The organism is Pseudomonas sp. Pse35, assembly GCF_024519715.1.
GTDB classification, from domain to species: Bacteria; Pseudomonadota; Gammaproteobacteria; order Pseudomonadales; family Pseudomonadaceae; genus Aquipseudomonas; species Aquipseudomonas paracarnis.
This window is the reverse complement of sequence record NZ_JALJRP010000008.1, coordinates 37,976-57,477: the sequence shown is the minus strand read 5'-3', so window position 1 is coordinate 57,477 and position 19,502 is coordinate 37,976. Positions and strand designations below refer to the sequence as shown.

The following is a 19,502-nucleotide window of genomic DNA, read 5'->3' as shown; positions in this document are numbered from 1 at the left end:
CATCGGGTATGCCTACTTTCGTCGGGCTTACTCGTCACGTCATTGAATTTTTTGACCCGCCTGCCGATTCAGAAATTATGACCGCGTTTCGGCCATGGCTGGACGGTCAATCTGCAGCGAATGTCCCACTCGACCAAATCTTCAACCTCCTGCACCTTGAATACGGTAAGGATGAAGTTAACGCTCTGGTCACAGAGCGGCTAAGTGCTCCCCTACAAAGCAAAGATATTGGACGTGAGCACGATCTGATCAAGCGGATTTCTTCGAGTCAAAGTGGCGTGCCACAAATTGTCACGACGAACTTCGACCGATTATTCGAGGCAGGGCAAGTAGGAGGGCATCTGGCCTGGCATGTGCCGCCTGCTTTTCCTGATCTGAACTTCGGATCGAAGATAGAGGGCATCACATATCTTCACGGGCGACTGGTGGAAGCAGTCTCTGAAACTCATCCCTACGTACTGAGCAGCGCGGACTTCGGACGCGCATACCTCTCAGAGGGATGGGCCACCAACTTCATCAGGCACCTCCTCGAACGACATACCGTTGTCTTAGTCGGCTATCAGGCGGAAGACCCTCCCGTTAAATATCTTCTTCAGGGCCTGAACCATGACGGCCAGTATGATCGGTCCCGACTCTATGCCTTTGACCGTGGGCTTCCTGAGGACATCGAAGCTAAGTGGCGTGACCGAGGGGTTACAGCCATAGCCTATTCCGATCACTCGCACCTCTGGATGAGCATGGAAGCTTGGGCCGAACGAGCCGATGATCCGCGCAGCTGGCGTGCATCTATAATCGCTCAAAGTCAGCAGGACCCGAAGGTCCTTGCCCCTCATGAGCGTGGCCAAGTGGCTCACGTCCTTCGCACAGTACAGGGAGCGAGATTGTTCTCGGAAGCTGATCCGACACCGCATCCTGAATGGGTATGTGTGATGGATGCGTATGTCAGATCTGCCCAGCCAAGTCGCGGCTACGGCGGCGATGCAGAGAGCTTTAACCCTGTAGTTGCTTACGGGCTTGATGACGATCTGCGCGATATTTCTGAGGGTGATCGCAAGCAGGGTGTAAGCAACGACAATCTATTAGTCTGGCGAGACGAAGACGACAATCCACATGAGTTTCATCGGTTGGGTGGTCTACAGGTAGGAGGTTTCGAGGCGACGCCAATAAGGCTTGGCCACCTTATCACCTGGGTAAGCAAGACCATCGAAAGCCCTGTGCTGGCCTGGTGGACCATTCGTCAGAACGGTCTGCATCCGCGACTTCTACAGCAGCTTGAGTGGCAAGTGGAGCATTCAAAGGCTCTCAACGAACGAGCTCGTCATATCTGGAACCTCATCCTCGAACACCATCGAGACCCTCGCAATCGTCAGTGGAATGGCGAATGGTTTGACTTAAAGAAGCGTATTAATTCTGAGGGATGGACGGCTAGTGTCCTAAGAGAATTCCGGAAGGTTACGACTCCGCGATTGGAGATCAAGAGACCTTTTGGCTTGGGGCAGTCCAAGCCTCCGTTGGCATCTTGGGGGGACATTCATCTCGGCGATCTTGGTCAGTACGAAGTCATGTTCCTTGATAAGCACAACGAAAATTTAGACATCCCCGACGACGTATTACCACAGGTATTTGGCATCCTGCAGGAGCAACTTACTGTCGCCTCAGGGCTATTGGGGGATATCGAGACCATCTACTTCCGTATACCCACCTGCTATCCGGAACGTGAGATTGATGGGAAAAAGTACATCACGAAAGCAGCGGAGGCCGTGGCTTGGTTTATTCAACTTTTCGACCAAATGGCTGCCAAATTGCCAGAACTGGCGAAGGCACATGTAACGACTTGGCCCGCAACGGAGCGATTCTTCTTCCGAAAGCTAAAACTCTACGCATATAGCAAAGTAAACGTCTTCGAGGCCGACTGGGTTGCCGAGCAAGTCTTGTTCTTAGATCAGGAGGCATTCTGGGACATTGATGTGGCCAGAGAGCTTCTTTTCTTACTGGTTGACCGATGGAAAGAGTTCTCTCAGGTGAAGCGGAATCAGGTCATCGACCGTATCTTGACGGGCCCCGATAAGCGTATTCAATGGTCTGACGAAGAGTTCCATGACCTGCGGGATGAGTTCACTGCAAGATACGCTCGATATCTCGAACTACAGGGTTGTGAGCTTACAACCATTCGTAGTGACCGGCTTGCCGAGATGATCGGAGGTATTCATGGTTGGAGCGACGCTTGGGCGACTTCGACGGTCACTGAGCACGGCCCCCACACCGGCTGGGTCGGTACGGACGAAAAACCAGATGCGGTCTTGGATCTTCCCGTAAGCGAGGTAGTTTCCAAGGCAAAGGAAGAGCTGAAACGTGACTTTGGCAGCTTCATCGAGAAGCGACCCTTTACTGGCTTGGTGAAAGTGAATCCGCGAAAGGCATTGTCTGCGCTAACGATTGCAAGTAGAGCTGGCGACCACCCAGAAGCGCTCTGGTCGTCCATGATCAATGAGTTTCCTGCAGACACCACAATCAGGCTGAGACGAGTATTCCTGAACCGAGTAGCACGGCTCCCGCATATAATTATCGTCAAACTGAACCATACTTTGAGCCGATGGCTCCAACAGCACCTGGTGGCAATCCTTGAATTTGATGCTGATCTCGGTTGGGCGGTCTACGATCATATCGTCGAAGGCATCCTTAGCGGGGGAGCCGATGCGGCGAAGAGTGGTCTTGGTGAAACCCACCAAGGCGGAAAAGTTATTGAGCGGTCCTTGCGTACATATGGCCATGCAATCAACGGCCCCGTCGGCATGTGTACCGAGGCCCTTTTCAACGCAGTGCCCAGAGATAAGCAGGAGGCCGCCTGCTCACTAATTCCAGACCATATCAAGTCTCGTGTCGAGCGCCTCTTAGCTGTACCTGGTGAGGGCTCAGATCATGCGGTATCAATAGCAAGTAGGAGGCTGAACTGGCTCATGTTCGTAGATCCCTCCTGGGCCACGGAACGACTTGTGCCCATGTTGGCGTTCGAACATCCAGCTTCGGAGCCAGCGTGGAACGGATTTCTTTATAGTGACCAAGTGCCTCGACGGGCGTTGCGAGAAATCATCAAACCGCTCCTGCTTCACCTATTTCCATGGGTCGAAGGATTTTCATGGGATCGTGACCTTTCAATAGGAGCCGCCGAATGGCTAGGATACATGTGCGTATTTCACCCGAATGAGCCTGGCGGTTTTTCACAAGGCGAAATGCGTTCTGTCCTTCGAGCAATGTCTGATGACACTCGAAATCGGTTTATCTCCTGGCTGGGCCAGGTTGGACAGAAAAACGAGGGCGGTTGGGCCAAACACGTCATTCCTTTAATCAACAAGGACTGGCCCAGAGAACGCCGATACAGGACCTCAGCATCGATGAGAGCCTGGATAGGCATGCTTGGTGACACCGGCGATAGCTTTCCCGAGGTCTATGAGTCGGTGAAGAAATTCTTGGTGGCGGTGGAGACAAATGATCATCCGTTCTACCGTTTCACTCGAGAGTTAAGCGATGAAAAGCCGATTACCGTTCTATTCCCGGAAACAACGTTGGATTTGATGAATAGAGTTACACCCCAGATTCTTACACGTCCTCCATACGAGTTGCCGAAGGTGCTAACTCTGATCGCGGAAACCCAGCCTGATCTGAAATCGGACTCCCGTTATTTACGCCTTGTGGATCTTGTTGAACGAAGCTAAACCTTGGTCTTTCAAGTCGAAAAGTCAGCGACTTTCCTCGGACTGCCAGGGTGCCCAACGACTGTTTTTGACCGTATTAGCTCTAGTGGAGCGTCCGCTCTTGGCCTTTTTCTGCCTATCGTACTGGTAGCAACGAGTCATTTCGTAGGCTTCACAATTTCACCGACTCGCCGATAGACCTTCTTGGTCATTTCCTCTGTGGAATGACCTAGTAGGCGGCTCGCGTGCGTCAGCTCTATCTCGCTAGCAGCTTTCGGCCGGATGTCCTTGAACTGGAACTGCCGAATGCTGGTGGCTAGTGTCGGATCACCATCAACCGCGGCTTTGATCGCCGCCTTCTCCCGTGCGTCGTCCCACCGATTGCGCAACATCTGCTGGCTCATTCGAAGCCCTGACGCATTGGTGATCAATGTTGAGGTCCGAATGCCGTTGATTGCTCTACGTTCCTGCAGGTCTTCGATAAAGGCGCTCAGCCCGGACTGAACGCCTGCATCCTCCAAGCGAAGGCGTAGGCGTTTTTCGGTTTTGCCCTGGCCAATCAGCAAGAAACCGTTGTTCAAATCGGTGGCTGCGATCTTGAGCACATCGGCGGGACGTTGGCCGGTAAGGTAGGCCAAATCCATCGCGTCCTTGAGCTCCTGTACTGCCTCCGCGTAAACCGCGTTCCATACGGTTTCACCTGCATAGTAGTCCCGTGGCTTTTCCTTGTTGCGTCGAACGCCAAAGCAAGGGTTTGCTTTGTCAGTCAGCCCCCATTCGCGTGCAATGGTAAAGGCATGGGAGAGCAGGGCGATCTCACGGTTGGCCCTCACCTTAGCTGTTCTTGCATCGCGGTACTGGGCAATCACCTGCGGCGTTATCGACTCAATGGGAGCACTCTCAAACGCTCTTCTAAGTTGCTTGAGCTCTTTGCGGTTATCGGACTGGGTGCGAATTGACTTGCCTGGGATGATTTCTTTTTCATACCGGTCAAACAGATAGCCCATCAGGTGATTGGGTTTCGGTGGTGCCTTGCGCTCGAGCCTGGCCCATTCGACCTTCGCTTGGTCCAGATCGGTGCCCAACGGAATTTCCTTTCGCTTTCCGTCCGTAGTTCTGCCGTCGTAGTAATACGATGTCCAGGTTTTTCCACTCTTACCCTTGCGGATGCGCCGTATCATCCGGGGCGGTAGATCTCGATTGGTGGTGCTTTTCTGGCGCATGGGTCAGCTCACATTCGAAAGGTCCAGCGTCCAGGCTTCGGCGACTGCGTTAGACGCCGAGGGCTTAACGCCTGCAAGTTTTAGTCGAGCGTATACCCGGCCCACTATCGGGCGTCGGGCACCGGTTAGAACGAACTCCCAGCGGTTGTCAGTCAGCCACTGGATTTGTTTTGAGGGGAGCATGTAGCCAGTGATAGCTGCCAGCTCTTCCTCGGCGAGGGTTTCGCTTTGTATTTCCATGAGGTGGTCCTTGCCGCCATAGCGGCTGACTTTGAAAGGGGAAGGGGACGTTGTTGCAAAAACAAAACAATTTATGATGTATAGAAAATTCGGAAAACCTAATACCTAGAGTCTCCTATGTGGCGAATACGTTTAGCGATGGGTCTTGCTTTCTTTCTTACAGGGCTAGTACTGGCAGTTTTCGCTGGGCTGGAGGGCCGCTTCTGGGGGGCATGCGGCTTTTTGGTGGCCGGCGTTGCTGGCTCTGCCACAGTAATTTTATGGGAGTCTTATATCGATCCGATGTTTTGGCTGGCTCCTATTCTCGGAGCAGCTCTGACGATATTTTCTGTTTTAGACGTTTTTACTTCGAGTCACGCAGTTAACTCCAAGGAGATAGCGGCGCAGGACGACTTTGTAAGCTTGCTCATTCATCTTGAGGTCAATGGATCTCGCATGAGCGCACGCGAGAGGGCGCTGACTGCGGAGGCATTTAAGGTGTGCGCACTTCAAACCAATTATGACCAGCTTGAGCTTGTAGGTAGTGCTCAAAAGGCAATTTACTTAGGTTCAACGCTGACACTGGTTGACGGAATCAATTCGGCCATGGCCGGAGAGCGGCCCCTGCGATGCCTTGATTACTATCGCGAGCTGAGAAAAACTCAGGCGCCACTTTTTGCTAGGATGGAGCAAAGACATTCCTGGCTATTGGAGTATCTCACTACTGATGCTCAATAATTAATCGGTGCAGTTCTATAGACATGGATATTCTTTTCTCGGTCATGCCCGGGCGGTGGCGTAGAGAGGTCGGCCTGATTTCTTAGTCCTGACAGCCATTTCTTTTGCGCGCTTGCGGGCATAAGCCAGGAACTCATTGAAGGCGCCCTCTGGGAGGTCTGCTTTTGCTTGTAGAGTACTAGCGCTTCGTCGGCGATGATCATGCAGATGCCCGAGAGCGTTCCCTCTTTCTGAAGATGAATGTTGCCCCGCTTTCTGATGAACTTATGGGGGGGCATAGGTCCGGCTGTTCAGCCTCCGCCCTCGCCAGGGTGGCGTGATTGGTTTATGTGATCTATAGATTCAGATCCGGCATGGAGCCGGATAAAGGAGCTGAAATGAGTGATATAGAAAACAGTCTGGTGGCCATCGAACAGGCGATTGTCGCTCTATTATCCGAGGCGAAGGCTGCCGGTGTTAATCTAGAACACCTGGCAACCGCAGCGAAGGCAGGCATTATGGGCAACAATATGTACACCTACGTCGGTAGTCCAGAGCGGAAAGTTGCGGCTTGCGAAGCTGTCGATGCTTTGCTTCAAAGCGTCAAGTAGGTGAGATGTTGGCTCCGCCCTTTTCATTTAGCGCAGTAGGTGAGGGCGGGTCAGCTGAAAAGGTTTTGACTCTTGCCGGTGGCCAGGTAGTGAAAGTCTTGGATTTTCATCTGCTGCTCGACAGTGAACATCAGGTTGCATTCAGTACAGTGCCCCGCAATCCGAACGGCGTGAAAGCTCAGTTCATCCAGATCATAGTCCCTGAGGCATGACGGGCAGGTGATGGCTAGCTCGGCATCCGGGCAACAATGCTCGGCGTCTTTCTTGTCGCTGTGGGCCTGCTCACAAGCTGGGCACATCCAGCATTCAGACACCTCTGGCTGGCAGCACTGCTTAGCATCGTCCTTCCAGTCGTATAGCTCATTGCAGGCACCGCATTCCCACTTCTGGACGACTTTGCCTCGTTTGCTCATGGGTTATCTCTAAACGTGCGCCTGCCTCGTCGGCTGGCGTGATTCGTTGACATGAGGTATTGGTTACATTCTGGAAATGCGAAAACCTAGAAGGAAAAGGCTATGGATTTGCGAGACAACCCGTATTGGCAAGCGCTCGGCGCGGTAGTTGCCGAACTGGAGCACATGGGCGTGGACCTTGACGAGGTCCAGAGAAGAGTGATCAAAGGTTTGCAGGAAGGCGGCCCGTACGCATGCAAAGACGAAGCAAAGGCACTGGCTGGAATTGAAGCATTAAAGGAATCGATAATTTCCTTCCAGTACACCCGGACTGCTTAGGCGCGCTGCGCCATGAATCATCACATTGATTTTCCTTCATAGCAGTTGTCCTGCAGCTCCTTCCAGGCCTTGTATTTGGCCTAGCTGCGAGTTGTTGCCCAAACCGGCTGCGTCCAGTGGTGGCATCGCCGATATACAGATCCACTTTGCCCTTATTGCACCGGTGCGGGATAACCTCCCACTCCTTCAGCGGTACCTTCTCGGCCATTTCGCCGTATTGAATTTCGTGAGTCGGGTGGTAGTTACTGATCTGCTTCTTGGTGTTGCTGTACAGCACCACACCGATGTAGTGGCCTTAGGATCACGCCCGGCTCGCCGTGGGCAAGGACGCGGCGCACGATCTCGGCGGGTACCTTATAGTGCTGCTGTACGTTTGTGCAGTTGTGGCTCATGGATTATCTCCATTCATTCGCTGCCCTCCGTTACCGATGGTGGCAATTTGGCTTCAAATAGTGTTTGATACCCGCCCATTTCAAACCTGATGTGATAGGGCGGATGGATTCAAAAAAACAGAGGAAGAATAATGAAAGGAATTCTAAGAGGGTTTGTTGCTGGAGTGTTAGTGCTGGGCGTCCTTTTATATGGGTACCATTCTTATATAAATATCTCGAACTCCGAATTTTATGCAGACATAAAGCATGCCGCTCCGATAATGGCTCAGGTTTTCGGTATAGCCGGCCTGGCATGGATGGTGATTTACTCGATTTTATCCGCCGATACTTCCAAAGTTAAGCTGATAGGCAGTGGACTTGTTCTGTCTCTTGCTTTTGCTGCTAATAATGTTTGGACTTACGGGTTGTCTATATTTATTGTTGCGACGTTAGTTACTGAGTTGCAGTTTCTAGAAAAGCTTGCCGCTATGTTTACTAATCGTGATAAGTATTGGGATTTTCTAGCACAGCAGGCCACTCCTGAGCAGTCTAAACAAAAAGCAATTCTTGAAGCTGTCGAAGCTGTCGAAGCAGAAGAAGCCGAAAAGCGTGGTAAAAAGCCAGAAGACTTATCACCTAAATCTGATAGGTCGAGTGAATCAAAAGCTCCATTTGTCAAACCCGCTACCACCTCCGCGGGAGAGCAAAATGCCCCACCTAACGCCTCTTATCTCTCTCAAGATGTAAATGATCCTCCCGAAACAATGCTGGTGCATGATATTTCTGAAAAGCTAGTTAAAGATCGTGCAAGGAGTATAATGAAATTTCAAAGTGACGCGTTTTCTGCGTTACAAAGATATACTTCAGCGCTAGAAGGGGCAAAGCTACTTGCGCAGGTGAGGTTTTCTGCTCCAGGACTTAATTTTGAAGTGGATGCATTGTTGAAGACGCAGTCTGTTGATTATGTGGTGGAAATTAAGAATGTTGTCACTGGCTCTGGAATCATTAAAGCTCAATTAATTCTCTCTAAGCTTATACATAAGTACGCCGCGATGATCGCTTCTGCCCGTGAGCGGAAGATGGTTAAAGGTATTCTAATTATCCCCAAAGGGGCGTGGGTAGCAAAGGATAGTGTAACGGATGTGGTTGTACTAGAGCTCGATCCAAAAACCAATTTGCTTAAGCATGTTGGCGGCGATTGGTAATGATGGCGTACGGATTTAAGCTAGACCTATGCGGTGTTGGGTTCTAAAGCGTCTCAAGCAGCTATCTGACTCTGGATCCTGGCACCGACGGCTTCGAAGATCCGCGCGGCGTGTTCTTCGTCCAGAGACAGGGTGTTGGGTATACGATCCAGTCGGAAGCCACCCCATCCGGCTTTGATTGGCCTCGTCGCGCAGCGTCTTGTAGCAATGCTCGATCACCTCCTCCAGGTGGTCGGAGAGGTAACGCCATCGGGCGCCAGCTCCACTGACTTGCTGTAGCGGTCGCCGCGGGCGCTGATGTAAAACGCGCTCAGGTAGATCGTCCAGCACTGGGGTACCCCACAGACAGCCAGGCCAATCTTCCCCGGTGCGATGTTCTTCAACGACCTGTAATTGACCATGCACTGGCGGCCGCTTGGGTCAATGTTCGCAACCGCGACGTCGATGGTGGCTGGAAGAGCGCGGCACGAACGATCAATACGGGCCTTGAGGTTGTGAGGCTTGCGCTTCCTGCTCATAGCGCCTCCGCGAGTTTGCGCAGCGCTTTACGCTCGGCCCTTGTTATCGAAGGTTTATGGCGCCTGAGGATTGTTTCGGGATCGATCTTTGCGGTGCGCTTCGGAGGTTGCAGGTTGATGGCTGGGCGTTCGCCCTGATAGATCGTCCCGCCGGCTACAAGAAACTGAGCAACACCTTCCGATATTGATTCTGCGTGTTGGCGTTGCTGCTCGATCAGGCTGAGGTGATTGCTGATCATGCTGGCTTCACCTGATGCGAATCGAACTGTCGCCGCGCTCAAGGTGAGCCCAGTTCGGTTCGGGAATAATTTCGTGCTCCGCATCCTCGCCGACGGCTATGCGCTTGCGCACCGCTTCATTGTGATCACGAATTTCTTTGAGCTTGGCGGCAATGGCCTTTTTGTCTGCGACGATGTCCGTCTTAACCACGGTAAGGTCGTCGGGAAGTTCGTCTTCCTTGTCGACGATTACCTTCTCAGGTGCCAGTGCAAGCGTGATGGTGAACAGGGGGCGCTTGATCGACTTGATGTCGGCAGCCTCCATGTTCCTGCGCAAATAATCGTTGAGCTTGCCTACGGTATTTTTCTTGATGCGTTTGAGTTCATTCAGCCGGTCGACTTCTTTTTCAATCGCGTCGATATCGCCGCCAATGTTGCGTGCAAGCATGACAACGTTTTCAGCCTTAACCTCAAACTCACCGATGATGCCGTCCATGGTGTCCTGGATAGCTTGGATTAGACTTTCGTCGTCGGTATCAGACATGCCTGCCAACTCAGTCAGTTGGCTAGTCAGTGTGTAGAGCTCGGTCATGCTGCTGACTCCTGCGCAAAATTGGGGGAGAGGTCTTTTAGCTCCTTGGCGATTCGCTTAACGGCGTTGTCGTCATTGCGCGCTGTAAGTCGACGTACCGCGTGGTCGTGGATCTTTTTGAGCTCCTGCGCCGACTGAGCACCTTTCATGGTTTCAATGACTGACCTGATGTAGTCCAGGCGTTCTTGCTGCTGCCTTTCTTCTTCAGCAACACGGTCTTCTGCCTTGGAGATAGCCACCTCATCTCGTACGGCGTCGACATAGGCTGCATCGTCGAACAGGCCCATGTGGATGTCAGCCGAGAAACCTAGAGGTTGCAAGCACTTGCCGATGGCATCTGTGAGGGACTTTTTGGCCGCCTCCCAATCGGTCAGAATTTTCCCCTGCTGCAGGAATACGAAGGGGGTGTGCCCGTAGTGCTGGACGGTGCATTTCTGGCCGTCTTTACCCAGATACCAGAGCTCAATTTTGAGCGTGTGTAGCTTCGCGTTGATCCGCGGAGCATCGGGCCATTCTTTGGTTGGTGCCTGGAGAGGGGCGCCTTCATCGAACCGGTCTTCAAGGACCGTCCAGCCCCAACCCTCGCCGCATGGGCCGAATACTTCAGTGGCCTTACGCATCAGGTAAGTGGGCTTGATGGCGGTGCCTTTAAAACCGCCCATGCCCGTGAAGTTCTTTGTTGCGCTTGGGTCAGTGGTATCGACCTGGTCCCAGATCCGCATATTTGTGGTCATGAGAAATCCTTGCCGCGTTAGACGCAGCATTGAGAGAAGGATAGGGGCTGGATCGACTTGATCCGCATATCAAATTCGCGACTCAACGCGTGGGGGCAATGCGAAGAGCAGGTCAAAAGAGAAGGCTGGTCAGCTCTGTTGCTGTACCCGATAGCGAAGGATCTGGAGTACTCGACCTCCATAGCTGGGTTCTGCGTACTGCTCAATCGGCGCCCCGAAGTAGCCGCGGCGCTCGGCCAGTTTGTAAGCTTCACGTAGGTTGTGAGCGCTGATATCTTCGAGCTCTTCATCGATGAGTGATTTAACCGGTGAGGTAGTCATTTCATCTCCTTGCGCCGCCGGCAGACGTCCAGAAGCCGTGCGCTGTACCAATGGAATTCTTCCGCGTTGATGGCGCCCGAGGTGTAGTGCCGAACAATTAAGCCTTCGGTGAGGGCTTCTTCGATCTGGGGTTTATCCGGGTCCTCAAGTGCCAGTAGCGCCTTGTCGATTTCAACGTATGGGCTCATAGATCATCGTCCTCTGCCTGGGCGATCAGGGCGTCGTCAGCCAAAGGCTCAACGAGGCGTTGAGCGATCATCCTGAGCTGTTCTATAGGTTCGGCTACCGCCATCAGGTCCTCGGCGCCGTCTCGGGCCAGGAACCGATCACCCAGCAGTCCGGCGATTACCATTTCGCCAATTGCACAGGGACTTTTACTGTCACTGTTGATTGCGAACTGCTCGACCTCGGAGGCGAACGATTTGAATGTCACGCCCTGGGGGGCATGTAGCCGTCGCTTGAATTGCACATCGCTGCGGCGGTCAACCAGCGTTTCCACAGCGTTGTCGATCCACTCCTTGCGAGCAAACTCCAAAGCCGTCTCGCTCACTGGAGGCGGCAACTGAGCGTCGTAACGCTCCTGACAAATCTTCAATGCTGAGCTCATGATCGCCTCCATAGGTGGGTAACGGTCCAACAAAATTCGGCTGCACTCGTCTGCTCCGCTGGTTGCCGTTGGGCGTGGAGGGGAGTGCATGCGGGTTGTGTTGGTAGAGTTGAGATGCTGTTTGTTTGGGTAGGTGAATCAACGGCGGCCGGCTATAACCAGGATGGCGATCAGCCAGATGAATCCTGCAAGATAGGTGACCCAAAGCGGTGCCGTTATCAGCCACCAAGACCAGCCGACAACGCCTGTTATCTTCAGGACCATAAGTGCGAGCGAAGCCGAAATCGTCGTTACCAATATCGCGCGAGGTCGAATATTTCGCGGTTTCATTTCCTTCTCCAGGTTGTTTTCCCAATGCACCCGGGTAACCAGGTGCATCAGTGAAAAGGTCCTTGATCGTTCGGCTCTACTGGAGCGGTACAGATCGATTCAAATTGTTCCTCCGGCCGCGACTCTGTGTCCGCCGGAAAACTGGTCTTGGCGCTTTACGCTGCACGCCTGGGTCAGTTGCCAACCCTCTGAACCGTTGAGGCCGGTTCATCGCTGCCTTTGAATCTGGGCCGGTGGTGATCCGGCAAAGTGAAACGGTGAAATGAAGGGCGGTTGCTTTCGCTGCTGCCTACAAATGCAAGCAAGCTTGTATTAATAAAAGCATGCTTGTGTTTAATGTGCAAGTTTTCTTGCGTTTTTTTTGATGGACGAAAAAAAGCCCGCACATGGCGGGCTCTCTACTACGGCGGGTTTTAGCTGAGTGTGTCTAGATTTCGCCTGACATATCTCTGTCAGTCAGGAGCATCTCAAATGCTGATGAGCCGAATCTGCTTGCTCAAAGTTTGCGTGCGTTCCAGGCAAGAAGCACACGAGCGTGGATAACCAGGCTCTCCAACTCTGCGCCTTTGATGTCGTAGGGCGGGAACGACTCATTGTCTGAGATCATACGGAGCATCTTGGGTAGGCGTTGCAAGCGTTTGATGTACAGCATGCCATCAAGCGTAAATACATAAATACCGTCCACTATGACTTCGTTAACTCCCTGGTCAACGATCAAAGGATCACCGCTTGAAAATGTTCCGGCCATGCTTTCGCCGAACCCGGTAATAACGGACAGGTTATCTCCGTTTGTGTATGTGATCCCCTGTTCCCGTAGGTATTCAGTACGAACAGTGATGTTCCGTACCGTCTCGATATACTCTTTTGGCAAGACCTTACCTGGGCCCATCGATCCCACAACATCGTACTGAGGGATCACAAGCTCATCTTCCTTTTGATGGTGCCTGAAGTCGCCTGTCACAACGTTATCCATTGCACGTCGCCTCGGTGGTTCGCTAACACCATCAAGCAGCCAATCGACAGTTGTATCTAAGCCGCGAGCGAGTGCTAGCAGATTGTCATTCTTTATATTGCTGGTATCTCCCGCAAACCATTGGCGCACGGCTTCATAGCTGACACCACACGTAGTGGATATCAGTCGCTTAACGCCTCGCACGCCGGTTTCGGGTTTCCGCGCAAGCACGAGTTTTGTCATTCGATCAGTGATGTTCATTTGCTCAATTTACAAGTTGGCTTGCCAAGCATGCTTGCTTATTAAATGCAAGCATGCTTGAATTTGGCGTGAGTGCATTGGAGGTGTCTATGAAACGCCAAACAGCGATTGAGTATTACGGCTCCATCCCCAAGCTTGCACGAGCTCTCAAAATTACTTATGAGGCAGTTCGGCAGTGGGGGGATGAAGTCCCCGAGTTGCGCCAGTACCAACTGGAAAAACTCACCGATGGAGTGCTGAAAGCAGGTCGAGAGACCCGCTCTCGGTCAGTGGCCTGATCATGTCTACGAGCCCATTAAGCCAAGAGCAGTCCGTAAGAGCGCGCAAGAACTACACCGTTCTCATGCAGCGACTTGCATCGATTGGCAACGCACCCGTCGCGCATGCAGTGGGTTGCGATGAAGCAACGATCAGCCGGATGAAACCGGAAAAATTCGAACAGTTTGCACAGATCCTGGCTGTTCTTGATTTGAAGATCGTTCCCAGTGAAATGCGCTGCTTCAACCAGCGAGACATCGAGGCGATTTTCCATCAGGCAAAACGTTGGATGGAGCACGTCCAAAATGTCGATCAGTTGGAGGAGGGCTGACATGCAATTCACTGTCACCATCAACCAAACGAAGGCGCAGGAGTTGGGCTTGAACTCCCGGCAAGCGCTGCTATCCGCTTTCGTATTTGAGTGCCCTAGCTGGAAAGGCATGCAGACGATTGATTTCCGCGTCTTCGCCGGAGGTGCAGTATGAGCATGGGCCTGATGGTCGCCGCGATGAAGATTCGCGTCGGTAATCCACTGCGCAAGCTGGTGCTGATAAAACTGGCAGACAATGCAAGCGATATGGGTGAGTGCTGGCCGTCTTACCAGCACATCGCGGACCAGTGTGAGATCAGCAAGCGTTCTGTCATGAACCATATCGCCGCGTTGTGCGCGTCAGGGTTGCTTCGAAAAGAAATCAGAAAGGGTGGCCCAAAGGGCAACTCTTCGAATGTCTACTTCCTAACTCTCGACGGTGGTGGTGCATCTCCTGCACCAGCGGTAGTGCAGCAGATTCACCAGGGTAGTGCAGCAGGTTCACCCCCTAGTGAATCTCCTGCACCAGGGGGTAGTGCAGGAGCTGCACCCAGAACCAGTTACTCTCTTGAACCAGTCAATGAACCGGTCATTGAACCAATTACGCCCCAGGCTCCCGCCAAGGTCGTGACGGGTGAGGTCGTGCCATTCGCTCCCCAGCAGCCGCGGGTGGAGATACCCGCAGACATGCCTGGCCCCAAGGATCATGCCTGTAAGACATTCAAGATTTGGGCGAACTACGCCATGGCCTACCGGAAGCGTTACGGCGCCTGGCCCGTTTGGAACGCCAAGACGGGGAAGCAGATGGCCCTACTCGTGGACAGGCTCGGCGCCGAAGTCGCCCACCACGTCGCGGCTCACTTCCTGAAAACCAGCGATGCCGCGGTTCTTCGCAAGTGCCACAGCATCAACGAGCTGCTGGCGAATGCCGAGAGTTACCACACCCAATGGGTAACCGGTCAGCGGGTGAATGGCACCACGGCCCGCCAAATGGAACGTACCGAAGCCAACTTGTCCGCAGCGGAGCAGGCCGCTCAGTTGGTCCTCGCCAACCGTCAAGCAGGAGGGCGCAATGAATACCTCTGAGATGAACGCTACCCAGGTTGCGGGTTTGGCTGCCGCCATCTGCGGCACGGCCGAGGCGATGGGGCAGGAAATAAGCCCCAGCACAGCAGCACTCATGGCCGAGGATCTTGCGGTATACCCGGTGTCGGTTGTGCGAGCAGCCTTGAGGGCTTGCCGAAACGAGGTGAAAGGGCGTCTTGCAATGGCGGACATCCTGTCACGCGTGCAGCTCTCGGATGGACGCCCGGGCAAGGATGAGGCCTGGTCTATTGCACTCACAGCGAGTGACGAAAGCGAAACCGTGGTGTTGACCGCTGAGATCCAGCAGGCCATGAACGCAGCAGCCCCCATCTTGCGTCTAGGGGACAAAGTCGGAGCCCGTATGGCGTTCATCAGTGCTTACGAGCGCCTCGTCACACAGGCCCGTACAGAGGCTTCCCCGGTGTCCTGGAGTGTATCCCTGGGCTTTGATCCTGTTCGCCGCATCGCTGCCATTGAATCTGCTGTGCGGATGAAGCTTATCCCGCAAAAGCAGGGCGCTCAGTACCTTGCTGAATTGCGTATTGCACCGATCACGGATGATGGTCGGGCCATTGCCGGATTGCTATCAGGCGATGTTGTTGAGCCGTCTCCTCGCGTGCGAGAGAAGCTTGCTGAGGTGCGCCAGATCGTTGATGCCGCGAAGGCCCGGCAGGAGCATGAACGACGCAAAAAGGCTCAGGCCGATCGGGTTGATACCTACCTACGAAAGCGCAAGGCTCGGGCTGCTATCGCGATGATGCTAAGCAGGGAGGGCGTGTGATGGGGCCGAACTGCAAAGGGGAATCCAGCCTCTCGCTCGCGTACAGACTTCCGCAAGGCCTACGGGCGGTGGAGGCTGGTTCGATGGATTTTATTAAAGCCAAAAATCATGATCAAGAGGGGGGAAGGCCATGGCTGAGCTCGCATTGATCCGTACTGCCCAAGGCCTCGTGCCGGCTACCGAGGCTGATCGTGAAGCTGTCCAGAAGTGGAAAGCTGGCCAGGTGATTCACGGCAAGTTCACGCGCATGCGCAATGGCAAGTTCCACGGCAAATTCTTCTCCATGCTCGATCTAGCCTGGGAGTATTGGGAGCCGGTGGGAGGGCTTATCCCTCGCCAGGAAATGCGCGGCATCCTGGGTCTTGCCAAGTACTTCGAAGCGCAGAGCGGTAAGCCTGGGCAGCTGTCCCACGCCGTGGAGGCATATATCTCCGGTCTACAGGAAGCCCGCGCCGCTCGGTTCCCAGCGGTGGAAAAGAGCCGTGAGGCGTTTCGTGAGTGGGTGACCATCGAAGCGGGACATTTCCACCTGATCCAAACGCCCGAGGGAATTCGAAAGAAAGCCAAGTCGATCAGTTGGGCGAGTATGGACGAGACGGAGTTCGAACCTCTCTATCGCGACGTATTCAACGCCTGCTGGAGGTTGGTGCTGTCTGCTCATTTTGAGAGCGAAGAGCAGGCCCTGGCCGCCGCGGAGATGATTGGGAGCTATGCGTGAGCCTTTCCCCCAATCAGCCTCGCCCGAAGAAGTGCCGTGTTCCAAGTTGCAGGGCCTCATTCATCCCACGAGTGAGCTTCCAAACCTGGTGTTCTCCGGATTGCGCTGTAGTAATCGCCAGGGCCAAGCAGGAGAAAAAACGCAAAGAACTGGCGAAGGTTGAACGCCGGGAAATCAAGGATCGTAAGGAGAAGCTGAAGGGCAGGGCGGATCACCTACGTGAAGCCCAGGCGGCGGTGAACGGGTACGTTCGGCTGCGTGACGCTCATCTGCCGTGCATCAGCTGCGACTCTACGCCGAACGACAACGACCTCATGACGGGCAGCCGCTGGGATGCCGGGCATTATCGATCCGTCGGAGCCTGCCCGGAGCTTCGTTTTGAGCCGCTGAACATCCATCGTCAATGCGTGAAGTGCAACCGCAATCTATCCGGCAATTCCGTGGAGTACCGCATCCGCCTAGTCCTGCGGATCGGCGCGGACAAAGTTGCCTGGCTAGAAGGGCCTCATGCGCCCCGTAAGTACGATGTGGAACAGATCAAGGCCATCAAGGCTGAATACCGAGCAAAGATAAGGGAACTGAAGAGGAGAGCAGCGTGAAGAAGCGTACTTACGTCAACAAGCCACTGGGCGATACCGAGTATCTACTGGAGCAGTGGGGCTGGTGGCGAATGGATGGGATGGGCGTGCCTCACTACGTGTCACCGCTCTATGCCCTGATCCGAGACAACAACGCCAGCACGGGTGGCATCAAGCATTACAGCGTCACAGATGAAGTAGCTTTGGCGATTGATAGGGCCGTGGCCAGGCTCTCCATTCGCGATGAGCAAATGGGCAATTTCATCTGGCTGTATTTCGGGGCGAAGTGGCCAGCACTTCGAATTGCAAGGACGGGTGGCATCGGGGAGGCGAAGGTCAGAGAGGTCATCAAAGCCGGTGTCGCTTGGGTTGACTGCGCCCTTGAGGTGTTCCGTGTCGCTGCGTAAATAGCTCTGATCTTTCGGACAGTACTTTCACAGTAGGGCGCTTAGCATTCACACTAGAATGTGTAACCTAGTGGGTTTCACGCCCCATTTGCATCCGACCTGGCCGATGCGTGTAGTATCAATGAATGGCTAAAGTCGAACAAACGCTGCCTTTTGCTTTATGAAGCCATAGTCAATCCATTTTATTCTTCCAACATTGAGGCTCACTCGATCATTTAATGGCAGAATGCTAGCCTAAATTTTTTCAATGGAGGGATGAAATGTCAGAGCGCGTCTTTTTTTATTGTGACGAATCCGGGGCAAAAGGGTATGCGGACCAAAAAGAGGCCTTTCCTGGCGAAATTGGCGTCTTTGCTGGAATATTGGTTCCCGAGCAGCTTCATGCTGACCTCTCTGAAAAGTTTGATACCATTGCTCTACAATTCAAGCCGGCAGAAGGCAAGCTGCATATAGCCGATTTGCCCGATGAGCAAAAGGGGGCCTTAAGGCAGGCACTCTTCGACGAGATCCAAGCAGCAGGCCTTCCTTGCTTCTGGTATGCCATCCATGTTGCTGGTTTGAATGATTATTACACTCAGCAGAACGAGTTGCTTCGCACGAGTCGGGCGGCCGTGGAAGCGCAGAGAATCAGTCCTGCTCGCGTCAAGACCGGTAGCGTTCGTGAAGAGCTACCATCGATGCATGTGCAGCTTTTTGCGGGTCTCCATGCTCACATTGTAGCGTTTCTCCTTGAGCGTGGGCTTACTAATGTAGACTTAGAAATTCGAACAGATCAAGTAGATAGCCCTCTTAATAAGAAGTTTGAAGAAGTAGCTACCGAGCTACTTGAGACGGATCCCCAAGTTATCCAAACTACTGGGTATGACACTCTGGAAAAAAAAGTCGTACATGGTCAAATGACTATCAGTGTCCAGTATCCAGCTGAGATGGAAATCCCACCGGTAATTCGCAGTCTGAGCATCAAACCTATCGATGATAGTGATGGGTTGGTGCTGGCGGCAGACGTCCTGGCAAATAGTCTACACCATCATTTCAAAAATCGTACGGAGGAAGAACTGTACTCTCCTCTGAACGAACCAGAAGCAGTTGCGCGCCATCCATTGTTTGAACATCTGGATGCGTTCTACAACTGGGGGACAGGAGATTTCATCGGCGACAGCCTCTACAGGCATCCGAAAGCCCCTTTAGTAGACTAACAAAAACGAGTATGCCTGAAATAGCCCCTACTGACATAAGTAGGGGGTGTCTAAACTTGCCTAGCATTCGGAGCTTTTACGGCAGATAAAGTATGGGTGGTTGCGCCTGTAAATTTATTCTTTTTTTGATTCTTGTGCATGGTCAGACTAAGTTGTTGGCATTTATTAATGTGTGCTGAATAAAGGTTGTTTTTAATTATGAAAGAAACCCTTGGCAGGCTATATTTATGGCAAGTAGCCCTCAATAGGATTATTGATCTTCTTGCCCTTAAGCAGCGCGTTGATCGCTTTTGCAATACTGGAAGACCCCTGCATGTTACTGAGTTGTATGACGGTGAGCGCAGAAGGTTGAAAACTAGTCTGCCTCTAGAAGATGAGGCGTTAAAAAGCTTTGAGGAGAAGCATGGCTCTTTGTTTCCTGATATTCATGATATTCATCTTATTGATGAGCTAATAGCTGAAGAGATAATTATTAAATTTTGCACTATTTTTAATGGTGGCTATGGAAGAGCTGGGGTTATTGCCGACAACAAAAAATCATTTTGGCAGCCAATTCTCAATGAGATATTTTTGGGTGCTTTTTCTGGCGATCTTAAAATGAAATTCAATGAATTTGTAGAAGATGCCAGAAGATACCGTGACAAGCATGGCGCTCACTTCGATCAGGAAAGTTTTACCATGACACATGGCGATAAGAAACCCAAAGAAGACGGGATTGTTTATGGCGTGGGCTGGAGCAGCGCCTTGTTGACTTTTAATTGGGACGTTATAAGTGAGATTATTCCTATTTTTTGTAGCTCCTTAAATGATTATATTGGAAGATTGCAAAAGGAAGCTGGTATAATTTAAAAGTTGGTTTCGGTGTC

At 52.6% G+C, this 19,502-nt stretch carries 26 protein-coding genes and 1 pseudogene; 15 read left to right on the top strand and 12 right to left on the bottom strand.

The features are described 5' to 3' along the window. Window positions 1-8 precede the first annotated feature (8 nt). Window positions 9-3,713, top strand: coding sequence for an SIR2 family protein (locus tag OC445_RS09675; protein ID WP_262020125.1), 3,705 nt, complete (start codon window positions 9-11; stop codon window positions 3,711-3,713). A 137-nt stretch (window positions 3,714-3,850) separates the two neighbouring features. On the opposite strand, the gene OC445_RS09670 is transcribed toward OC445_RS09675, so the two are convergent. Then, window positions 3,851-4,915 (bottom strand): tyrosine-type recombinase/integrase, encoded by a 1,065-nt coding sequence (locus OC445_RS09670; protein ID WP_262020124.1) that lies wholly within the window; start codon window positions 4,913-4,915, stop codon window positions 3,851-3,853. Window positions 4,916-4,918: 3 nt separating this feature from the next. Further along, window positions 4,919-5,155, bottom strand: a complete 237-nt coding sequence (locus OC445_RS09665) for a DUF4224 domain-containing protein (RefSeq protein ID WP_262020123.1) — start codon at window positions 5,153-5,155, stop codon at window positions 4,919-4,921. A 117-nt stretch (window positions 5,156-5,272) separates the two neighbouring features. Here OC445_RS09665 and OC445_RS09660 point away from each other — a divergent pair, with 117 nt between their 5' ends. Together OC445_RS09660 and OC445_RS09655 are read left to right on the top strand one after the other, a co-directional pair. Continuing rightward, window positions 5,273-5,872, top strand: coding sequence for a hypothetical protein (locus OC445_RS09660; RefSeq protein ID WP_262020122.1), 600 nt, complete (start codon window positions 5,273-5,275; stop codon window positions 5,870-5,872). A gap of 377 nt (window positions 5,873-6,249) precedes the next feature. Then, window positions 6,250-6,462 carry a hypothetical protein gene (locus OC445_RS09655; protein ID WP_262020121.1) on the top strand — a complete coding sequence of 71 codons (213 nt, stop codon included), beginning with the start codon at window positions 6,250-6,252 and terminating at the stop codon, window positions 6,460-6,462. 50 nt (window positions 6,463-6,512) lie between these two features. On the opposite strand, the gene OC445_RS09650 is transcribed toward OC445_RS09655, so the two are convergent. Then, window positions 6,513-6,875, bottom strand: coding sequence for a hypothetical protein (locus OC445_RS09650; protein ID WP_262020120.1), 363 nt, complete (start codon window positions 6,873-6,875; stop codon window positions 6,513-6,515). Between the two features lie 102 nt (window positions 6,876-6,977). Here OC445_RS09650 and OC445_RS09645 point away from each other — a divergent pair, with 102 nt between their 5' ends. Continuing rightward, window positions 6,978-7,193, top strand: coding sequence for a hypothetical protein (locus tag OC445_RS09645; protein WP_262020145.1), 216 nt, complete (start codon window positions 6,978-6,980; stop codon window positions 7,191-7,193). Window positions 7,194-7,716: 523 nt separating this feature from the next. After that, the gene (locus OC445_RS09635; protein ID WP_262020119.1) at window positions 7,717-8,769 is read left to right on the top strand and encodes a hypothetical protein; all 1,053 of its coding nucleotides are present in this window, start codon (window positions 7,717-7,719) and stop codon (window positions 8,767-8,769) included. A gap of 215 nt (window positions 8,770-8,984) precedes the next feature. Here OC445_RS09635 and OC445_RS09630 read toward each other — a convergent pair whose 3' ends face one another. From OC445_RS09630 to OC445_RS09590, 9 genes are all read right to left on the bottom strand, one after another. Continuing rightward, window positions 8,985-9,287 carry a hypothetical protein gene (locus OC445_RS09630; protein WP_410055951.1) on the bottom strand — a complete coding sequence of 101 codons (303 nt, stop codon included), beginning with the start codon at window positions 9,285-9,287 and terminating at the stop codon, window positions 8,985-8,987. Continuing rightward, entirely contained in the window at window positions 9,284-9,526 is a 243-nt protein-coding gene (locus tag OC445_RS09625) for a hypothetical protein (RefSeq protein ID WP_262020118.1), read from the bottom strand. The genes OC445_RS09630 and OC445_RS09625 overlap by 4 nt, the downstream gene beginning before the upstream one ends. Window positions 9,527-9,533: 7 nt before the next feature. Continuing rightward, window positions 9,534-10,097, bottom strand: a complete 564-nt coding sequence (locus tag OC445_RS09620) for a siphovirus Gp157 family protein (RefSeq protein WP_262020117.1) — start codon at window positions 10,095-10,097, stop codon at window positions 9,534-9,536. Next, the gene (locus OC445_RS09615; protein ID WP_122814617.1) at window positions 10,094-10,831 is read right to left on the bottom strand and encodes a hypothetical protein; all 738 of its coding nucleotides are present in this window, start codon (window positions 10,829-10,831) and stop codon (window positions 10,094-10,096) included. The genes OC445_RS09620 and OC445_RS09615 overlap by 4 nt, the downstream gene beginning before the upstream one ends. A 129-nt stretch (window positions 10,832-10,960) precedes the next feature. Continuing rightward, the gene (locus OC445_RS09610; RefSeq protein ID WP_262020116.1) at window positions 10,961-11,152 is read right to left on the bottom strand and encodes a hypothetical protein; all 192 of its coding nucleotides are present in this window, start codon (window positions 11,150-11,152) and stop codon (window positions 10,961-10,963) included. Further along, complete coding sequence (locus OC445_RS09605) at window positions 11,149-11,340, bottom strand: hypothetical protein (RefSeq protein WP_262020115.1); 192 nt, start codon at window positions 11,338-11,340, stop codon at window positions 11,149-11,151. Before OC445_RS09605 ends, OC445_RS09610 begins: the two co-directional genes overlap by 4 nt. Then, a complete protein-coding gene (locus OC445_RS09600; RefSeq protein ID WP_262020114.1) occupies window positions 11,337-11,759 on the bottom strand; it encodes a hypothetical protein in 423 nt (140 codons plus the stop codon). Before OC445_RS09600 ends, OC445_RS09605 begins: the two co-directional genes overlap by 4 nt. A 138-nt stretch (window positions 11,760-11,897) precedes the next feature. Further along, a complete protein-coding gene (locus tag OC445_RS09595; protein ID WP_262020113.1) occupies window positions 11,898-12,137 on the bottom strand; it encodes a hypothetical protein in 240 nt (79 codons plus the stop codon). A 448-nt stretch (window positions 12,138-12,585) separates the two neighbouring features. Beyond that, on the bottom strand, window positions 12,586-13,302 hold the full coding sequence (locus tag OC445_RS09590; RefSeq protein ID WP_042572321.1) for an XRE family transcriptional regulator: 717 nt from the start codon (window positions 13,300-13,302) through the stop codon (window positions 12,586-12,588). 89 nt (window positions 13,303-13,391) lie between these two features. Between OC445_RS09590 and OC445_RS09585 the strand changes: the two genes are divergently transcribed. The 10 genes and pseudogenes from OC445_RS09585 to OC445_RS09540 all read left to right on the top strand — a co-directional run bounded on the left by OC445_RS09585 (window position 13,392) and on the right by OC445_RS09540 (window position 19,485). Next, the gene (locus tag OC445_RS09585; RefSeq protein WP_262020112.1) at window positions 13,392-13,580 is read left to right on the top strand and encodes a Cro/CI family transcriptional regulator; all 189 of its coding nucleotides are present in this window, start codon (window positions 13,392-13,394) and stop codon (window positions 13,578-13,580) included. Window positions 13,581-13,582: 2 nt separating this feature from the next. Further along, entirely contained in the window at window positions 13,583-13,891 is a 309-nt protein-coding gene (locus tag OC445_RS09580; RefSeq protein WP_042572323.1) for a CII family transcriptional regulator, read from the top strand. A 1-nt stretch (window position 13,892) separates the two neighbouring features. Further along, window positions 13,893-13,994 (top strand): annotated as a pseudogene (locus OC445_RS09575) (phage replication protein); the annotation flags it as partial. 47 nt (window positions 13,995-14,041) lie between these two features. Further along, window positions 14,042-14,956, top strand: a complete 915-nt coding sequence (locus OC445_RS09570) for a helix-turn-helix domain-containing protein (protein WP_262020111.1) — start codon at window positions 14,042-14,044, stop codon at window positions 14,954-14,956. Beyond that, window positions 14,943-15,737 carry a hypothetical protein gene (locus tag OC445_RS09565; protein ID WP_262020110.1) on the top strand — a complete coding sequence of 265 codons (795 nt, stop codon included), beginning with the start codon at window positions 14,943-14,945 and terminating at the stop codon, window positions 15,735-15,737. The genes OC445_RS09570 and OC445_RS09565 overlap by 14 nt, the downstream gene beginning before the upstream one ends. A gap of 130 nt (window positions 15,738-15,867) precedes the next feature. Continuing rightward, on the top strand, window positions 15,868-16,455 hold the full coding sequence (locus OC445_RS09560) for a DUF1367 family protein (RefSeq protein WP_090290932.1): 588 nt from the start codon (window positions 15,868-15,870) through the stop codon (window positions 16,453-16,455). Then, window positions 16,452-17,054: a recombination protein NinG gene (locus OC445_RS09555; RefSeq protein WP_262020109.1), complete on the top strand. Its 603-nt coding sequence runs from the start codon at window positions 16,452-16,454 to the stop codon at window positions 17,052-17,054. The genes OC445_RS09560 and OC445_RS09555 overlap by 4 nt, the downstream gene beginning before the upstream one ends. Beyond that, complete coding sequence (locus OC445_RS09550; RefSeq protein ID WP_262020108.1) at window positions 17,051-17,440, top strand: antiterminator Q family protein; 390 nt, start codon at window positions 17,051-17,053, stop codon at window positions 17,438-17,440. Before OC445_RS09555 ends, OC445_RS09550 begins: the two co-directional genes overlap by 4 nt. Window positions 17,441-17,700: 260 nt before the next feature. Continuing rightward, window positions 17,701-18,636: a hypothetical protein gene (locus OC445_RS09545; RefSeq protein ID WP_262020107.1), complete on the top strand. Its 936-nt coding sequence runs from the start codon at window positions 17,701-17,703 to the stop codon at window positions 18,634-18,636. A 198-nt stretch (window positions 18,637-18,834) separates the two neighbouring features. Further along, complete coding sequence (locus tag OC445_RS09540; RefSeq protein ID WP_262020106.1) at window positions 18,835-19,485, top strand: hypothetical protein; 651 nt, start codon at window positions 18,835-18,837, stop codon at window positions 19,483-19,485. Window positions 19,486-19,502: the final 17 nt, after the last annotated feature.

Excerpts from the sequence above, each read along its gene's own strand:
- OC445_RS09580 (WP_042572323.1), top strand. The coding sequence starts at position 13,583 with ATGTCTACGAGCCCATTAAGCCAAGAGCAGTCCGTAAGAGCGCGCAAG.
- OC445_RS09590 (WP_042572321.1), bottom strand. The coding sequence starts at position 13,302 with ATGAACATCACTGATCGAATGACAAAACTCGTGCTTGCGCGGAAACCC.
- OC445_RS09545 (WP_262020107.1), top strand. The coding sequence starts at position 17,701 with ATGTCAGAGCGCGTCTTTTTTTATTGTGACGAATCCGGGGCAAAAGGG.
- OC445_RS09630 (WP_410055951.1), bottom strand. The coding sequence starts at position 9,287 with ATGAGCAGGAAGCGCAAGCCTCACAACCTCAAGGCCCGTATTGATCGT.
- OC445_RS09560 (WP_090290932.1), top strand. The coding sequence starts at position 15,868 with ATGGCTGAGCTCGCATTGATCCGTACTGCCCAAGGCCTCGTGCCGGCT.
- OC445_RS09595 (WP_262020113.1), bottom strand. The coding sequence starts at position 12,137 with ATGCACCTGGTTACCCGGGTGCATTGGGAAAACAACCTGGAGAAGGAA.
- OC445_RS09585 (WP_262020112.1), top strand. The coding sequence starts at position 13,392 with ATGAAACGCCAAACAGCGATTGAGTATTACGGCTCCATCCCCAAGCTT.
- OC445_RS09570 (WP_262020111.1), top strand. The coding sequence starts at position 14,042 with ATGAGCATGGGCCTGATGGTCGCCGCGATGAAGATTCGCGTCGGTAAT.
- OC445_RS09600 (WP_262020114.1), bottom strand. The coding sequence starts at position 11,759 with ATGAGCTCAGCATTGAAGATTTGTCAGGAGCGTTACGACGCTCAGTTG.
- OC445_RS09610 (WP_262020116.1), bottom strand. The coding sequence starts at position 11,152 with ATGACTACCTCACCGGTTAAATCACTCATCGATGAAGAGCTCGAAGAT.
- OC445_RS09540 (WP_262020106.1), top strand. The coding sequence starts at position 18,835 with ATGAAAGAAACCCTTGGCAGGCTATATTTATGGCAAGTAGCCCTCAAT.
- OC445_RS09650 (WP_262020120.1), bottom strand. The coding sequence starts at position 6,875 with ATGAGCAAACGAGGCAAAGTCGTCCAGAAGTGGGAATGCGGTGCCTGC.
- OC445_RS09620 (WP_262020117.1), bottom strand. The coding sequence starts at position 10,097 with ATGACCGAGCTCTACACACTGACTAGCCAACTGACTGAGTTGGCAGGC.
- OC445_RS09615 (WP_122814617.1), bottom strand. The coding sequence starts at position 10,831 with ATGACCACAAATATGCGGATCTGGGACCAGGTCGATACCACTGACCCA.
- OC445_RS09645 (WP_262020145.1), top strand. The coding sequence starts at position 6,978 with ATGGATTTGCGAGACAACCCGTATTGGCAAGCGCTCGGCGCGGTAGTT.
- OC445_RS09655 (WP_262020121.1), top strand. The coding sequence starts at position 6,250 with ATGAGTGATATAGAAAACAGTCTGGTGGCCATCGAACAGGCGATTGTC.
- OC445_RS09635 (WP_262020119.1), top strand. The coding sequence starts at position 7,717 with ATGAAAGGAATTCTAAGAGGGTTTGTTGCTGGAGTGTTAGTGCTGGGC.
- OC445_RS09565 (WP_262020110.1), top strand. The coding sequence starts at position 14,943 with ATGAATACCTCTGAGATGAACGCTACCCAGGTTGCGGGTTTGGCTGCC.
- OC445_RS09625 (WP_262020118.1), bottom strand. The coding sequence starts at position 9,526 with ATGATCAGCAATCACCTCAGCCTGATCGAGCAGCAACGCCAACACGCA.
- OC445_RS09660 (WP_262020122.1), top strand. The coding sequence starts at position 5,273 with ATGTGGCGAATACGTTTAGCGATGGGTCTTGCTTTCTTTCTTACAGGG.
- OC445_RS09605 (WP_262020115.1), bottom strand. The coding sequence starts at position 11,340 with ATGAGCCCATACGTTGAAATCGACAAGGCGCTACTGGCACTTGAGGAC.
- OC445_RS09670 (WP_262020124.1), bottom strand. The coding sequence starts at position 4,915 with ATGCGCCAGAAAAGCACCACCAATCGAGATCTACCGCCCCGGATGATA.
- OC445_RS09665 (WP_262020123.1), bottom strand. The coding sequence starts at position 5,155 with ATGGAAATACAAAGCGAAACCCTCGCCGAGGAAGAGCTGGCAGCTATC.
- OC445_RS09675 (WP_262020125.1), top strand. The coding sequence starts at position 9 with ATGCCTACTTTCGTCGGGCTTACTCGTCACGTCATTGAATTTTTTGAC.